The organism is Solidesulfovibrio sp. DCME (genome assembly GCF_049995385.1).
In the GTDB taxonomy this organism is placed as follows: Bacteria; Desulfobacterota; Desulfovibrionia; order Desulfovibrionales; family Desulfovibrionaceae; genus Solidesulfovibrio.
Window position 1 is genome coordinate 2,593,983 of record NZ_CP188261.1, and the last position, 15,444, is coordinate 2,609,426.

The following is a 15,444-nucleotide window of genomic DNA, read 5'->3' on the forward strand; positions in this document are numbered from 1 at the left end:
GAAGGAGTCCCATGGAGTTGTATCGAGCGGCCCGCGAGGCCGGCCTGATCCGGGAAAGCGACACCGCCGTGGTGCTCTACGACCTCGACCGGCTGGAGGCCCGCCTGGCCGAGGTCGTCGCCGCCTTTGGGCCGGGGGCGCGCCACGCCGTGGCGGTCAAGGCCAATCCGCTGCCGCCGGTCCTGGCCTTTCTGGCCGGGCTGGGGGCCTTCGCCGAGGCGGCCAGCCTGCCGGAACTGGCTCTGGCCTTGGAGGCGGGTTTTCCTCCGTCGCGCATCGTTTTCGACTCCCCGGCCAAGACCGTGGAGGAACTGCGCCTGGCCGTGGCGCGGGGCATCGCCCTAAACGCCGACAACCTGGACGAACTGGCCCGGCTGGACGCGTTGCCCCAGGCCTCCGGCCTGCCGCCCCGGGCGGGGCTTCGCGTCAATCCCCAGGTGGGCCTTGGCCGCATCAAGGCCACCAGCGTGGCCGGCGGCTATTCCAAGTTCGGCGTCCCCCTGGAACGGCGCCGGGCGATCGTGGACGCCTACCGACGCTACCCGTGGCTGACGGACCTGCACGTGCATATCGGCTCCCAGGGCTGTCCCCTGGACCTGCTCGTGGCCGGCGTCGGCGCCGTGTACGACCTGGCCGGGGAGATCGAAGCCGCCTGCGGCAGGGCACTGCGGCGCCTGGACATCGGCGGCGGCCTGCCCGTGGCCTACCGCGACACCGACGCGCCGCCAAGCCCGGCCGCCTATGTCGCCGCCCTGCGGGCGCGCTGCCCGGATATCCTGTCCGGGCGCTTCGAGGTGGTGACGGAATTCGGGCGGTTTTTGCACGCGCCCTGCGCCGTGGCTGCAAGCACCGTGGAATACGTCAAGCGCCAGAAGGGCCACCGCACGGCCGTGATCCACCTCGGCGCGGACATGTTCGTGCGCGAGTGCTACAATCCCCGCAATTGGCCCCACAAGGCCCGGCTGCTCGGCCCCGACGGCCGGGAGAAGCCCGGCCGGCCGATGGCCTGGCACCTGGCCGGCCCGTTGTGTTTTTCCGGGGATTTCCCGATTTTCCGGGCCAGACTCCCCGAGGCCGCCCCGGGGGATGTGGTCGTCCTCGAGGACGTGGGCGCCTACACCTTCGCCATGTGGTCGCGCTACAACAGCCGGCAGATGCCCCGGATCATCGGGGCGCGGGGCGGGCGTTTCACGGTCCTGCGCGAGCGCGAAACCCCCGAGGACCTCATCCGTTTCTGGCTTGGGCCGCGGCCGTCGGGCGACGGCCGGTAGCTCCGGCCCGGGCCTGGCCGGCGCGGCGCCTCCCGCCTCGGGCGATACCGTCCCGGGGCTTGCGGGCAGGAAAGGCGGGGCGGCCGGTCACTGCACCGGCGGGCAGGTGGCCAGCCCTGCCAGGCTCACCCGGCCGAGCAGGAAATCGATTTCCTCGCGGGTGAGCAACCCGCAGGACGAGCGCATCCTGCCGGTCATGGCCGCTTGGGGGATCAGGATGGCCCGGGTCTGGGCCAGCAGGTCGGCCTCGGACAGGGGCAGCGTCCGCACGGCGGCCAGCAGGCCCTGGCCGGTTGCCTCGCGCCAGGCCGCGTGACCGGGCTGGCGGGTCAGGGCGATGACCGACAGGGCCGGCCGGACGACCTTGAGCGCCCGGGCCGCCGCCACGGCGTCCTCGGCGGACCGCCCCAGGCCGCAGTAGGCCAGGCGGCAACCGGGGCAGGCGCGCACCAGGCCGAGGGCCTTGTCCACATCCCCGGTGTCCAGGACCGTATAGCGCTGTGTCAGCACACGGACCAGGGAAGTGCGGTCTTTGGCATGAGGGCAAAGGACGAGCACGCAGGGGGACAAGGTGACCTCCTCTCCAGCGAATCCGTTCGCGAAACCGTGGCCCGGGCGGGCGCGCGGTCTGCCGTTGGGTGTTCACCGAAGTGAAGCAATATGTGTACCACTTCTGCGATAACGACGGGTTGGAAGCGGCCGATGTGGCGGCGGGAAAGTTCTGCCGCTAGCGGCAATGCCCTTCGGCCTTGAAACTCTTGTAGAAGTCGCAATCCCCCAGGTCGCACGCCTTCTTGTAGTCGGCACAGGCCTTGTCCTGGTTACCCAGGCGTTCGAAAGCCAGTCCACGGTTGGTGAAGGAGACGGCGTCGGCGCCGCGAAGCGCGATGGCCTTGTCGTAATCGGCCAGGGCCTCCCGAACCTTGCCCGTGTTGCTCAAGACATTGCCCCGGTTGTTGTAGAGGTCGGGATCGGCGGGGTCGGCGGCGATGGCTTCGCCGAGCATGGTTAGGGCGGTCTTGTTGTCGCCGGCCGCGGCCGCCTTGCCGGCCATGGCCGCCAGGGAGGCAGCCGTCGCCGGATCACGCTGCCGGGACGGCGCGTTGATCGGGGTGGCAACGGACGGGGCGTTGCCGGGGCTGCCGGCCTTGACGGCTGTCCCGCCGGACGGCGCATCAATGGGCGTACTGCCCGATGAGGCGTAGCCGGCTGTTCCGCCGGACGGGGCATTGATGGGCGTACTGCCCGATGAGGTGTAGCCGGCTGTACCGCCGGACGGCGCATTGATGGGCGTACTGCCCGATGAGGCGTAGCCGGCTGTTCCGCCGGACGGCGCATTGATGGGCGTCCCGCCGGAGGGAGCTGGGGCAGGTTTCACGCTCGCCGGCGCGTTGATGGGGGTACTTCCGGCCGAGGCGTTGCCGACGGTTCCCCCGGAGGGCGCCTTGCCGGCCGCCCCGCCGAAGGGGACGTTGATGGGGATGCCCTCGGAGGCGGCCGGCTTGGGGGCCGGGGAGGGGCTGGCGGCGACGGGGGGCGCGACGGGCTCGGGCGCCATGGCCGGTTGGGGCGACGGGGAGGCGGCCGGGGCCGGTTTCGACACGGCCGGGGCCGGTTGGCCTTGCCCCTTGGCCGGCGTCTGCCACAGCCCGCCCTTGGGATCGGGGGAACTCGGGCGGGTGGGCGCCGGAATGGTCAGGGTTTCCGTGGCCGGATTGGCGGGCGCATTGCTGAGGGTGGCGGCGTTTTGCCGGTTCTGCTCCTGGCGCTCCTGTTCCTCGGCCTGCATTTCCGGCTCGGCCTGGCGCATCTTGTCCAGGCGGCGCTTGAGGATTTCTTCCTGGGTCAGGGCATGGGCCGGGCTGGCCGCGACGCAGAGCAGCGCGGCCACAAACAGGCAGGAAAGCCATCGCATGACGCCGTATCCTTCTTGGCAGGCGGTCCGCTAGGGGCGGGCCGGAATGGTGATGACCTGGCCGTCGCGCAGGGTATCGGGGTGCATGTTGCCGTTGGCCCGGGTGATGTCCTCGACGCTGACGCCGAACTTGTGGGCCAGGCGCGAGAGGTTGTCGCCGCGCTGGATCGTGTACTGCGTCGCTTCGCCTTTCTTGGCGCTGTCGGCCTTGCCCTTGGCGTCTTTGGCGTCTTTCTTGCCTTTGTCGGCCTTGCCCTTGGGCTGTTCGCTGCCGGGGGCGGGGATCTCGATGACTTCCTCGCCACGGTAGGGCACGGCCATCTGGGCCGGATCGCCCGGGCGCGATGTCTGGCCCGAAGAGGGCGTGGCCGGGGCGCGCGGCGTGGCCGGCGCGGGCTGGGTCGGGGCCGTGGCCTCGCCTTTCAGGAAGGCCTTGTATTCGTCCTCGGACAGCGCGCCGTCGCCGTCGGTGTCCATACGGGCGAACACGTCCGGACGCACGTCCGGAAAGATAAAAAGCAGCTCCTCGTAGGAGATCTTGCCGTTTTTGTCGTGGTCGACATTGCGGAAGGAATCCTTGTCCCCCCCGGAGCAGGCGCAAAGCCCGGCGCAAAGGGCAAGCGCCAGACAGGCGATGATTGGCCGCATAGGCTCCTCGTTTCTGGCGTTGGAAGGACGGCGCACTGGCCGGCGTTCGATGCTGGCGCTTACCATGGGGGCGAAGGCCAAGTCACGTGAAAAAAAAGTGTGTTTTCCGGGGCTGGGGTGGCGCGAAGCACTCGCCGGCGGCCGGGGCTTGCCCCGATACGGTGCCGGGGATAGGACAACCGCTGGCCGGACTGCCCGACGCGGCCCGGGAATCCTCATTTTCGCCAGACGGGAGGGACCGATGGAACTGAAGACGTTGCGCCAGAAGGCCAGGGAGGAACTCAAGGGGTTTTGCCGGGTCTGCCCGGTGTGCGACGGCCGGGTCTGCGCCGGCGAGGCCCCGGGCATGGGCGGCATGGGCACGGGCGCCTCGTTTTCCGCCAACCTGAGCGCCCTGGCCGCCTGGCGGCTCAACATGCGCACCCTGCACGCCGTGAAGGCCGCCGACACGGCGGTGACGCTTTTTGGCCGCGAACTGGCCATGCCCATCCTGGCCGCGCCCATGACGGGCGTGCTCTACAACATGGGCGGCAAGCTTTCCGAAGAGGATTTCATCGCCATGATTATCGACGGCGCGGCCCAGGCCGGCACCATCGGCATGTGCGGCGACGGGGCCGACCCGGCCATGTACGGCAGCGGCTTGCAGGCCATCGAGGCCCGGGGCGGCTGCGGCATCCCCATCGTCAAGCCCCGGGCCCAGGCGGTCGCCAAGGACATGCTGGCCAGGGCGGCGGCGGCCGGGGTGGCGGCCGTGGGCATGGACGTCGACGGCGCCGGGCTGCTGGTCATGGCGCTCAAGGGCCAGCCCGTCTCGCCCAAGACGGCCGAGGAACTGGCGGAACTGGTCGGCGCCACGGGCCTGCCCTTCCTGGTCAAGGGCATCATGACGGCCGATGAGGCCAATATCGCCTTTGACGCCGGAGCGGCCGGCATCGTGGTTTCCAACCACGGCGGCCGGGTGCTGGACCAGGCCCCGGGCGCGGCCGAGGTACTGCCGGAGATCGCCCGGGCAGCCAAGGGGCGCGGGGTCATCCTGGCCGACGGCGGCGTGCGCAGCGGCGCCGACGTGCTCAAGTACCTGGCCCTGGGGGCCGACGCGGTGCTGGTGGGCCGGCCAATGGTGGTCGGAGCCTTCGGCGGCGGGGCCGAGGGGGTCGCCTTTTTGCTCAACAAATTGAAGGCCGAACTGACTGCGGCCATGCTGCTGACCGGCACGGCCTCGGTGCGGGCGGTTTCGCCGCGCATCCTGCGCCCGGCGCCGGGGATCTGACGCCTGGGCCGCTTCGGCCACGGACGAAAAAAGCGAGCCCTCCCGAAGCGTTGCGACGGGAGGGCTTTTTTACGGCCTGAGCCGGAAGGGGATCGAGGGCTAGGCGTCGCCGTCCTCTTCCTTCCAGGCCAGCTCGATGGACAGTTTGCGCTTGGATTTGCCGGGTTTGACCTTCTGCTTGAAGCTGATTTCCAGGTGGGCCAAAAGCGGCAGGTCGACGCAGACCGGGCCGTCCTCGGTTGAGGCCGTGAGCTTGCGCTGGCGCAGGCCGGCCACGATTTCCTCGAGAATGACGGCGGCGTCGTAGGTCAACAGTTTCTCGTCACAATGGAACAGATCGGACTTCTCGCTCATGATGCGCTCCTTATTGGGATGGCACGGTTTGCAGGCGCAGGATAGATGTACCAGCTATAACCACCTTGGCCGCGTTTGTCATGACAGCCAGGCGAAAAAGAGGCCGCGTTTGCGGGTCGCGCCCTCAGGCCGGGAGGAAGTCGTAGGCGCCCGGCCCCTGGAGGAGCAGCAGCCGGGTCCTGTCCGGGCCGGGGTTGGCCACGGTGTGGACCCGTCCCGGCGGGACGCTGGACCGGTCGCCGGGGCGCAGGGTGACGGTTTCGGGCGGGTCGGACAGGCGAAGGACGGCCGTGCCGGCCAGGCAGAAGGTGTGGTCGGTGACGTACGTGTGGCGGTGGGGCGGGATGGACTGGCCGGGGTCCAGGGTCATGAGCGTGGCCCGGGCCTCGGGCGTGGCCAGGATGGTTTCCTTGCCGGCGATGGCGTGGGGGGGCGCGTTGGGGTCCGGCATGGCCGCCTCCTTGGGGTCACATCTGGCTGACGATGAGTTTTTTCCAGAGCGAATAGCCGTTTTTGGTCAGATGGATGCCGTCCTCGGTGAAATTGGGGCCGAGCTTGCCGTCGTCGGCCAGGAAGGAATCGTAGAGGTCGAGGTAGCGCACGAAGCGGTTGTGGCGGGCGCACAGTTCCTTGAGCCGGTTGTTGGTGGCCACGATGTCGGCGTTGTCGATGGTCTGGCTGCGGGTCGGCAGGATGCTTTGCACGTAGATGAGCGTATAGGGGGAAAGGTCCTGGATCTTGCGCAGGATCTTGTCGTAGTTGTCGATGATGCGGTTCTGGGCCTTGATTTCGTTGATGCCGATCATCAGGAAGAGCTTGTGCGGTTTTTTTCGGGCGATGGGCTCGATGCGCTTGAGGATATCCGCGCTGGTGCAGGATTCGACCCCGTTGATGTAGACCTTGTTCGGCTGTTCGAACAGGTTGTAGAGCTCCCAGCCCTTGGTGATGCTGTCGCCGCAAAAGACGATCTGCATGGCCAGGAGCACGGGCAGGGCGGCATTCACGGCAAGGCGTCCTCCGTTTGCGCGGGCAGGGGCGGCTGGCCCGGGAACCGAGGCGCGGCGACGGTCCCCCAGGCTGCCTTACGGTAATGACGCCGGGCGGTTCGGTCAAGGCGGCCGAAAAACAAGCCGCGTCCCCGCTCTCCGTCCGGTGGGACAGCGGGGACGCGGCGGCAAAAAACCGGTCGGCCCGGGGGCCGGCCTAGTGTTGCGTCCCTTAAAAAATACGATCGTATTTTTTAAAGAAAAAAATAGTTATTTTATGGTGTTGTTCCCATATACACACCTATCCTTTTCAAGGACGCGACACTAGCGCTCCAGGCTGATGAGGTCCTCGTAGGTCTCACGGCGGCGGGCCAGGGTGACCTTGTCGCCGTCCACCAGCACCTCGGCCGCCCGGGGGCGCGAGTTGTAGTTGGAGGACATGGTGAAGCCGTAGGCGCCGGCGGAATAGACGGCCAGCAGTTCGCCGGGGGCCACGGCCGGCAGTTCGCGGTCGCGGGCCAGGAAATCGCCGGATTCGCAGATGGGGCCGACGACATCAACATTGAGCGTGTCGCGGCCGGCCGGCCGGACTTCGCCGATGCCGTGGTAGGAGTCGTACAGCGACGGCCGGATGAGGTCGTTCATGGCCGCGTCCACGATGACGAAATCCTTGCTCGGCGTCTTTTTGGTGTAGACCACCTCGGTGACCAGGATGCCGGCGTTGCCGACGATGACCCGGCCGGGCTCGAGGATGAGGGTGAGCGGGGTGTCGCCCAGGGCCTTGGTCAGGGCCTGGCCGAATTCGCGCGGGTGGGGCGGCTCCTCCTCGTTGTACTGGATGCCCAGGCCGCCGCCGAGGTCGAGGTAGCGGGTGGTGATGCCCATGGCCGTCAGCTTGTCCCGGAAGGCCAGGATCTTGGCCAGGGCCTCCAGGAACGGCTCGATGGTGGTGAGCTGGGAGCCGATGTGGCAGTCGATGCCCACGGGCTCGATGCCGGGCAGCTCGCGGGCCTTGGCGTAGGCGGCCAGGGACGTTTCGATGTCCAGGCCGAACTTGTTCTTTTTAAGCCCCGTGGAAATGTAGGGATGGGTCTTGGGGTCCACGTCGGGGTTGATGCGCAGGCTCACGTTGGCCGTCTTGCCCAGGCGCGAGGCGATGACGCTTATGCGTTCCAGTTCGCCCATGGACTCGACGTTGAACATGAGGATGCCGGCGCTTAGCGCCTGTTCGATCTCGGCGGCGCGCTTGCCCACGCCCGAATAGACGATCTTGGCCGGGTCCACGCCGGCGGCCAGGGCCCGGTAGAGCTCCCCGCCCGAGACGATGTCCACGCCCGCGCCCTGTTCGGCCAGGGTTTTGAGGACCGACAGGTTGGAATTGGCCTTGACGGAAAAGCAGGTCAAATGGGGCAGGCTGGAAAAGGCCGAATCGAAGGCCGTGAAATGGCGGCGCAACGTGGCGGCGCTGTAGACGTACAGCGGCGTGCCGTAGGCGGCGACCAGGGTGGATACGGGTACGTCCTCGGCGTAGAGCTCGCCGCCCCGGTACTCGAAATGATGCATGGGTCAGTCTCCTTGGGGGGGTACGTTGCCGCCGAAGCGGTTTTTCCAGTCGCACAGTTTCGTGAGCGCCTCGAGCGGCGTCATCCGGTCTAGTTCGAGGCGGGAGAGTTCGTCAAGGAGCAGGCTCCCGGCCTGGGGGGACGCGTCCTCGCCGGCATCGCCCAGGCTGGCCAAAAGCCCGGGCAGGGCCGGCTGGCCCCGTTCACGGGCGGCGGCGGCCGCCTTGCCCGGCTCGCGGCTGCGCTCCAGTTCGGTGAGGATCTCCCGGGCGCGCCTGACCACGTTTCGCGGCACCCCGGCCAGCTTGGCCACTTCAACGCCGTAGCTGCGGTCGGCCGGGCCGGGCAGCAAGCGGCGCAGGAACACAATGTCGCCCTTCCACTCCTTGACCGCGATGTTGGCGTTGCGCAGGCCCGGCAGGCGGCCTTCCAGGGCGGTGAGCTCGTGGTAGTGGGTGGCAAACAGCGTGCGCACACCGAGGTTCTCGTCGCGGCCGCACAACTCCTCGACCACGGCCCAGGCCAGGGCCAGGCCGTCGAAGGTGGCCGTGCCCCGGCCGATCTCGTCGAGGATGACCAGGCTTCGCCGGCCGGCCTGGCGCAGGATGCGGGCCGTTTCCATCATTTCGACCATGAAGGTGGACTGGCCCTGGGCCAGGTTGTCCGAGGCGCCCACCCGGCAGAAGACCCGGTCCACCAGGCCCAGTTCCGCCTTGGCCGCCGGCACGAAAGAGCCGATCTGGGCCAGGATGGCAATAAGGGCCGTCTGGCGCAGCACCGTGGACTTGCCGGCCATGTTGGGGCCGGTGATGAGCAGGACCTTGGCCGCCTCGGGCAGGTGCACGTCGTTGGGGACGTAGTTGCCGATCCCCTGGACGGCCTCGACCACGGGATGGCGGCCGGCCCGGATGGCGATGGACAGGTCCTGGCGCAGCACGGGCCGCGTCCAGTCGCCGTGAACCGCCGCCGTGGCCAGGCCCTGCCAGACGTCCAGGCGGGCCACCCGGGCGGCGGTCTCCATGACCCGGTCGCGGAGGCTGGCGATGGTGGCGCGCAGTTCGCCAAAAAGGTTGTATTCCAGGCTCTTGCGCTTGTCCCCGGCAGCGGTGAGCTTTTCTTCCAGGTCCTTGAGGGCAGGGGTGACGTAGCGTTCGCAGTTGGCCAGGGTCTGGCGGCGCTCGAAGTGTTCGGGCGGGTAGCCGGCGGTGCGCGAGAGCTCGAAATAATAGCCGAAAACCCGGTTGAAACCGAGCTTGAGCTTGGGCAGGGAGCAGGCTTCGCGCTCGCTTTCGAGCAATTCCTGGATGCGGGCCTCGCCGTGCTCGGTCAGTTCCATCAGCTCGTCGAGCTCGGGATGGTAGCCCTGGCGGAACAGCCCGCCTTCAGTAATGAGCGTGGGCGGCGTATCCACCAGCGCCCGGTCGAGGAGCTCCCGGGCGTCGTCCAGGTCGTCCCAGCCGGCGAGCAGTTCGCGCACCGCCCCCGGGGCGTCCTGCCCGGCCGCGGCCCGCTCGCGCAGGGCCGGCAGGGCGCGCAAGGACTGGCGCAGGGCGGTGAAATCGCGCGGCGCGGCCCGGTTTAAAAAGATGCGCGTGGTCAGCCGCTCCAGGTCGTGGACCCCGGCCAGGGCTGCGGCCAGGGCCTCGCGGCGGGCGGCGTCGTCCACCAGCCACGCCACGGCCTCCTGGGTTTCGAGGATGGGGGCGAGGTCCAGCCAGGGCTGGCGCAGCAGGGATTCGAGCAGCCGGCCGCCCATGGCCGTGACCGTGCGGTCGAGGACCTGCCACAGCGTGCCCCTGCCCTTGCGGCCGTCCAGGCGCCGGAAAATCTCCAGGTTGCGCTCGGTCACCTCGTCGAGGAGCATGTGCCGGCCGAGGTTGACGGGCTTAAACGGCCGCAGGTGGCCGAGGTCGCGCATCTGCGTGGTGGCCAGGTAGGTGAGAAGCGCCCCCATGGCCCGCACGAGCTGGGGCTTGTCGCCCACGTCCAGGGCGGCCAGGTCGGCCACGGACTGGGCCTTGAGCACCCGGTCGCGGCCGGCGGCGAGGTCGAAATGGGGCTTGACCGGAAAATGGCTGATGTGGATGCCGTCGCGGGGGATGTCCCGGGGCGGCTCCAGGCCGTCGGGCAACAGCAGTTCGCGCGGGCCGATCTTGACCATCCACTGCCACAGCCTGGCCGCGTCGCGGGAGAAAAGGCCCGACCATTCGCCCGTGGAGAAGTCGACCCAGGCCAGGCCGCCGGCCCGTTCCTCGGCGTCGTAGTAGAGGGCGGCCAGGAAGTTGTGTTCCTTGGCCCGCAGGTTGCCCTCTTCCACGGCCGTGCCCGGGGTGAGCACCCGGGTGACGGCCCGCTTGACCAGGCCCTTGGCCTGCTTGGGGTCCTCGATCTGGTCGCACACCGCGACCTTGAAGCCTTTTTCCAGCAGCTCGGCCAGGTAGGCCTCGGCGGCGTGGTGGGGCACGCCGCACATGGGAATGGGCGACTCGGCCTCGGGGTTGCGCGAGGTGAGCGTGAGTTGGAGTTCCCGGGCCGCCGTGACGGCGTCCTCGAAGAACATCTCATAGAAATCCCCCATGCGATAGAACAGCAAGGCGTCGGGGTGTTCCCCCTTGGCCCGCAAATACTGCTCCAGCATGGGGGTGAGTTTGATTTCCCCCACGGCGAAAACGCGGCGACGGGTTTAGGCGTCGGCCTTCTTGTCCGCCGGCGGGGCGACGTCGGTCGCCACCGGGGCCGTGTTGGAAACCGAAGCCGCGGCAGCGTAGCTCGGGGCCACGATGGGCGCGGCCACGGTGGACTTCTTCTGGCTGGCCATCTGCTTTTCCATGGCGTTGACCTTGTTTTGCAGGCTGCGCACGCTGGTGGCCAGGCGCACTTTCTCGGCCAGGAAGTACAGGGTGCAGAACAGGCCGCCGGCCACGAAGGCGATCAGGAGGACCACGTAGAAAGGCACGGCCGGGCTTTGCACCATGTAGCCGAAGGCGCCGAGCTTGAGCAGCAGCGGGGTTTCCAGAATGGCGGTGTTTTGCACGAAAAAGAGCATGCAGACGAAGAAGAACACAAGCAGGAACAGCACCTTGATCACGCGCATGGAGGCCTCCTTGTCAGGACGTAACGGTTGCGAGGTAATCCATAAACAAAGGCGAAAGCCGATCGTAGGTGGAGAGCAGCAACTGCGGGACGACCCGCGTCTCTCCGAAAACGGCCATGAACGAGGAGTCGCCGTTCCAGCGCGGCACCATCTGGAAATGCAGATGGGCGGCGATGCCGGCCCCGGCCGCCTCGCCGAGATTGAGGCCGATGTTGATCCCTTGGGGACGCATGGCTTCCTGCATGGCCTTGGTGCAGTAGGTCAGGCCCTTGGTCAGTTCCAGGGCTTCGTCCGGGGTCAGTTCCGTCAGGCAGCTGGCATGGCGAAAGGGTGTGACCATCAGGTGCCCGGAATTGTACGGAAACTTGTTCATGATCACGAAGGTGTGCCGCCCCCTGGCCAGAACCAGCCGTTCCCGGTCGCCGCCCGTGTCCTTGGGCAGGCAGAACACGCAGGCATCGGGCTTCGGCCCGAGTATGTAATCCATGCGCCAGGGCGCCCACAACACATCCATGCGAAAAAACTCCGAAAGATTAGGCATCGCCCAGAAGCGCCGCGACCATGGCCACGGCTTCCTCGGGTCCCCGGGCCGGGCGCACCCCGTCCAGGGCGGCGTAAGGCCCCAGGGCCACCACGGGCTTGCCGAGCTTCAGCGCCAGGCCGATTTCCGACAGCGTGCCGGCCCCGCCGGCCACGGCGATGACCGCCTGGCCGTTTTTCACCACCAGGACGTTGCGCGCGATGCCAAGCCCCGTCACCACCGGCACGTCGACGAAGGGGTTGGCTTCGCCGGGGTCGTCGCCGGCCAGGATGCCGATGGTCCGGCCGCCGGCTTCCCTGGCCCCCTGGCAGGCCCCGGCCATGACGCCGCCGCGTCCGCCGCACACGATTTCATAGCCGCGCGCGGCGGCCAGGGCGCCCACCGCCCGGGCCGTGGCATAGACGATGTCGTCGCAGTTTCCCGCGCCGATGACCGAAATCCGCCTGGGCCGTGCCGTTTGCATGTCCGCCCCTTCCTACACGCGTCTTTCTTCAAGAGCAAGGGAGCCTTAGCCAAAAGGCGGAAGGTTGCCGGGCCAAGGCTTGAGTCCTTTTGTCCTCCGGGCTATCCTAACCCGTCATGTTCACCTTTGTCACACAAAATTATCCCACATCCCCGGGTGTTTACATCATGAAAGGCCCACGGGGGAAAATTCTCTACGTCGGCAAGGCGAAAAACCTGCGGGCGCGCCTGGGCTCCTATTTTCGCGGCGACGCCGGGCTGTCCGTCAAGACCGCCGCCTTGGTGGCCAAGGTCGAGGCCGTGGAAGTGCTGCTGACCGCCTCGGAAAAGGAGGCCCTGCTCCTCGAGGCCAGCCTGATCAAGAAGCACCGGCCGCGCTACAACATCGTGCTCAAGGACGACAAGAACTACATCCTTTTCAAGCTCGACAAGCGCTCGCCCTATCCGCGCCTGGCCTTTACCCGCCGGGTGGTGCGCGACGGCGCGGCCTATTTCGGCCCTTTCACTTCGGCCACCGCCGCCCGGGCCACCTGGAAGGAGCTGGGGCGGGTCTTTCCCCTGCGCAAATGCGGCGACCGGGCCCTGGCCAACCGGGTGCGGCCGTGTTTGTACCACTTCATCGGCCAGTGCCTGGCGCCGTGCGTGAAGGCTGTGGACCCGGACGACTATGCCGCCCTGGTGCGCCGGGTGGAGGCCTTTCTGACCGGCCGCTCGGCCGAGGTCATCAAAACCATGCAAAAAGACATGGAAGCGGCGGCCGAGGCCCTGGAATTCGAGAAGGCGGCTGGCCTTCGCGACCTGCTGCGGGCCATGCGCCGTACGGTCGAGGGCCAGGCCACGGTGCTCACCCGGCTGGTGGACCTGGACGTGGTGGACTGGGCGGCCACGCCCCACGGTGTCGGGCTGTGCATCCTGTTCGTGCGCCAGGGTCGGCTGCTCGACCGCAAGACCTTCTTTTTCCCGGGCGTGGACGCCGAGGAGGCGCTTGCGGCCGCCGGCAGCGCCCTGGTCCAGTTCTACCGGCCCGAGAGTTTCATTCCGCCGCGCGTGGTCGTGCCCGAGACCCTGGCGCCGGTGGCGGTCCTTGCCGCATCCCGCGACGGCCTCGGCACGGGCGAGGAGGGCTCGCCCGACGGGCCGGTGCCGGCCGAGGCGGCGCCAGCGCAGCCGCCACACGCCCAACCGATGCCGGCCCCGCCTGCGATGACCGAACCGATGCCGGCCGGGCGGGCGATGGCCCAAGCAATGCCGGACGAGGCGGTGGTGGCCCAAGTGATGCCGGGCGAGGCGGTGGTGGCCCAAGTGATGCCGGGCGACGAGGCGGTGGCCCAAGTGATGCCGGGCGAAGCGGCGCCGGGCGGGCCTGGGGTGGCCGGCGACGCACCGGACGCGGGCACGGCGACCGAAGCGGCGGCCAGCGAACGGGCGGCCGACGCCCGGGCCCTGGCCGAGATCCTGGAGGAACGCCGGGGCGCGGCCGTGCGCCTGGGGCCGCCGCGCGGGCGCGAGGAACGCAAGCTTTTGGAGATGGCGGCGGTCAATGCCCGACGGGCCGCCGAGGAGGCGGTCAAGGCGGCCGAGCGCGACGTGCTGCCGGCCCTGGCCGCCCGGTTCGGCCTGGCGGGCCTGTCGCGCATCGAGGCCGTGGACGTCTCCCACCTGGGCGGTCGCGGCGTGCGGGTCGGGCTGGTCGTCTACGAGGACGGGGCGCCCAAAAAGCGCGACTACCGGGCCTATGCCTTTGCGGAGCTGGAAGGCACGTCCGACGACTACCTGGCCCTGGCCTCCTTTGCCGCCCGGCGGGCCGCCGCCGGCCCGCCCTGGCCGGACCTGCTCCTCATCGACGGCGGCAAGGGCCAGCTCGAAGCCGTTGCCCGGGCGCTGGGCGAGGCCGGGGCGGGCGGGGCCTTCGCCCTGGCCGCCATCGCCAAGGGCGATACCCGGGCCCAAAACGAGCTGGGCGACGTCGTCTTCGTGCCCGGCCGCAAAAATCCCCTGTCCCTGCGCCCGGGTTCCCCGGAACTCCTGTTCCTGCAACGCGTGCGCGACACGGTCCATGATTTTTCCGTGGGCCGTCAGCGCGCCGCCCGCAACAAGGCCGGTCTGACCAGCGACGTGCTGGCCTTGCCGGGCGTGGGGCCAAAAACCGCGAAACGGCTCTGGGAAGCCTTCGGTTCGGTGGCGGCCATGCAAGCGGCCGGGGCCGAGGCCATCGCCGCCCGGACGGGCCTTGGCCCCAAGCGGGCCGCCGCCCTGGCCACCGCCTTGTCGGCCCTGCCCGGCGACGGTGGCGGGGAGCGCTGACCGGCGGCTTGGTCTGTCGTGTTTTCTGGCCGATACCCGGTTGATAACCGGGACAAAGTGGGGCATTCTGTCCCAGCCCCATATTCTGGAGTCCCCATCCCCCTCATCCGGAGTCCCCATGTCCCCGTTGCAGGAATTTCTGGCCCTGGCCCAGGCCATTGCGCCCGAGCACCGCTACCGCACGGTGTACGACACCGATTTTTCCGTTCTCGTCCCCGGCAAGGAAGCCATCGACGCCGACACCCTGGAGGCCTTCGCCCGCGTGTGCTTTGCCGGCCGCACGGTGGTCGACCTGGGCTGCAATTTCGGCTTTTTCACCTTCCAGGCCAGCCGCCTGGGCGCGGCCAGCGTCCTTGGCGTGGATCGCGAACCCCGCGTGCTGGACGGCTGCGCCTTGCTTGCGCAACACTTTACGCTGCCCAACGTCGCCTTCGAATGCCACGACATCGACGACGGGCACAGCCCGCTGCTTTCGCGGCGGTTCGATATCGCCATGCTGGTGGAATTTATCGGCAAGACCTTCGTGGTCGAAAACCGGGTCGCCCCGGCCCTGGCCTTCCTGGAGCGGCTGTCGGAGACGGAGCTCATCGTCTCGGTCCAGAAGATCTACTGGATCCGCAAGGAGCTCGGCACCACGCCCGAGCGGCTGCTGGAGCTGTACCCGTCGCGTTACGTGTCCGGCGGGGATTTCCTGCTGCTCGACTACGTGCGGGACTTCTTCGCCCCGCGCTGGCGCATGGAGGCCCTGTCGCCCATGGCCGAGGGCTACGAGAAACCGCGCAAGTTCCTGCGCTTCACGCCCGTCTAGCCATGGCCGACGGCACCGTTCGCGCCGCCATCCGGCCCGGGCTTCGGGTGGCCATCGTGCTCAAGAAAGACCAGCGCAGCGGCGCGCTGACCTTTGGCGTGGTCAAGGACATCCTGACCAAGGCCCCGCACCATTCGCGCGGCATCAAGGTGCGCCTGGCCGACGGGCAGATCGGCCGGGTCAAGGAAATCGTCGCCTCGGATTGACCGGCCGCACACCCCGCGCAAGG

General features: G+C 68.6%; 16 protein-coding genes. 5 read left to right on the plus strand and 11 right to left on the minus strand.

The genetic code is table 11. The features are described 5' to 3' along the window. Positions 1-11: 11 nt before the first annotated feature. On the plus strand, positions 12-1,271 hold the full coding sequence (locus tag ACP59X_RS11235; RefSeq protein WP_428569491.1) for a type III PLP-dependent enzyme domain-containing protein: 1,260 nt from the start codon (positions 12-14) through the stop codon (positions 1,269-1,271). Between the two features lie 87 nt (positions 1,272-1,358). Here ACP59X_RS11235 and ACP59X_RS11240 read toward each other — a convergent pair whose 3' ends face one another. From ACP59X_RS11240 to ACP59X_RS11250, 3 genes are all read right to left on the minus strand, one after another. Next, positions 1,359-1,841: a hypothetical protein gene (locus ACP59X_RS11240; RefSeq protein WP_428569494.1), complete on the minus strand. Its 483-nt coding sequence runs from the start codon at positions 1,839-1,841 to the stop codon at positions 1,359-1,361. Positions 1,842-1,998: 157 nt separating this feature from the next. Then, entirely contained in the window at positions 1,999-3,186 is a 1,188-nt protein-coding gene (locus tag ACP59X_RS11245; RefSeq protein WP_428569498.1) for a tetratricopeptide repeat protein, read from the minus strand. A gap of 30 nt (positions 3,187-3,216) precedes the next feature. Next, positions 3,217-3,834 (minus strand): LysM peptidoglycan-binding domain-containing protein, encoded by a 618-nt coding sequence (locus tag ACP59X_RS11250; protein ID WP_428569501.1) that lies wholly within the window; start codon positions 3,832-3,834, stop codon positions 3,217-3,219. Positions 3,835-4,075: 241 nt separating this feature from the next. Between ACP59X_RS11250 and ACP59X_RS11255 the strand changes: the two genes are divergently transcribed. Beyond that, positions 4,076-5,104, plus strand: a complete 1,029-nt coding sequence (locus tag ACP59X_RS11255; protein ID WP_428569504.1) for an alpha-hydroxy-acid oxidizing protein — start codon at positions 4,076-4,078, stop codon at positions 5,102-5,104. Positions 5,105-5,203: 99 nt separating this feature from the next. Here the strand turns inward: ACP59X_RS11255 and ACP59X_RS11260 are convergent, their stop codons facing one another. From ACP59X_RS11260 to ACP59X_RS11295, 8 genes are all read right to left on the minus strand, one after another. Further along, entirely contained in the window at positions 5,204-5,458 is a 255-nt protein-coding gene (locus ACP59X_RS11260) for an amphi-Trp domain-containing protein (RefSeq protein WP_428569507.1), read from the minus strand. Between the two features lie 124 nt (positions 5,459-5,582). Continuing rightward, on the minus strand, positions 5,583-5,909 hold the full coding sequence (locus tag ACP59X_RS11265) for a cupin domain-containing protein (RefSeq protein WP_428569511.1): 327 nt from the start codon (positions 5,907-5,909) through the stop codon (positions 5,583-5,585). Between the two features lie 16 nt (positions 5,910-5,925). Continuing rightward, on the minus strand, positions 5,926-6,462 hold the full coding sequence (locus ACP59X_RS11270) for a GDSL-type esterase/lipase family protein (RefSeq protein ID WP_428569515.1): 537 nt from the start codon (positions 6,460-6,462) through the stop codon (positions 5,926-5,928). Positions 6,463-6,768: 306 nt separating this feature from the next. Beyond that, entirely contained in the window at positions 6,769-8,007 is a 1,239-nt protein-coding gene (gene lysA / locus ACP59X_RS11275) for a diaminopimelate decarboxylase (protein ID WP_428569518.1), read from the minus strand. 3 nt (positions 8,008-8,010) lie between these two features. Continuing rightward, positions 8,011-10,644, minus strand: coding sequence for a DNA mismatch repair protein MutS (gene mutS, locus ACP59X_RS11280; protein WP_428569867.1), 2,634 nt, complete (start codon positions 10,642-10,644; stop codon positions 8,011-8,013). A gap of 45 nt (positions 10,645-10,689) precedes the next feature. Then, a complete protein-coding gene (locus tag ACP59X_RS11285; protein ID WP_428569521.1) occupies positions 10,690-11,100 on the minus strand; it encodes a LapA family protein in 411 nt (136 codons plus the stop codon). A gap of 13 nt (positions 11,101-11,113) precedes the next feature. Beyond that, positions 11,114-11,614, minus strand: coding sequence for an HIT family protein (locus ACP59X_RS11290; protein ID WP_428569523.1), 501 nt, complete (start codon positions 11,612-11,614; stop codon positions 11,114-11,116). A gap of 19 nt (positions 11,615-11,633) precedes the next feature. Next, positions 11,634-12,104 carry a TIGR00725 family protein gene (locus ACP59X_RS11295; protein WP_428569525.1) on the minus strand — a complete coding sequence of 157 codons (471 nt, stop codon included), beginning with the start codon at positions 12,102-12,104 and terminating at the stop codon, positions 11,634-11,636. A 116-nt stretch (positions 12,105-12,220) separates the two neighbouring features. Here ACP59X_RS11295 and uvrC point away from each other — a divergent pair, with 116 nt between their 5' ends. The 3 genes from uvrC (at position 12,221) to ACP59X_RS11310 (ending at position 15,421) form a co-directional block, all read left to right on the plus strand. Further along, complete coding sequence (gene uvrC, locus ACP59X_RS11300; protein WP_428569527.1) at positions 12,221-14,407, plus strand: excinuclease ABC subunit UvrC; 2,187 nt, start codon at positions 12,221-12,223, stop codon at positions 14,405-14,407. Positions 14,408-14,525: 118 nt separating this feature from the next. Continuing rightward, positions 14,526-15,215 (plus strand): class I SAM-dependent methyltransferase, encoded by a 690-nt coding sequence (locus tag ACP59X_RS11305; protein WP_428569530.1) that lies wholly within the window; start codon positions 14,526-14,528, stop codon positions 15,213-15,215. A 2-nt stretch (positions 15,216-15,217) separates the two neighbouring features. Next, positions 15,218-15,421, plus strand: coding sequence for a YwbE family protein (locus ACP59X_RS11310; RefSeq protein WP_428569533.1), 204 nt, complete (start codon positions 15,218-15,220; stop codon positions 15,419-15,421). Positions 15,422-15,444: the final 23 nt, after the last annotated feature.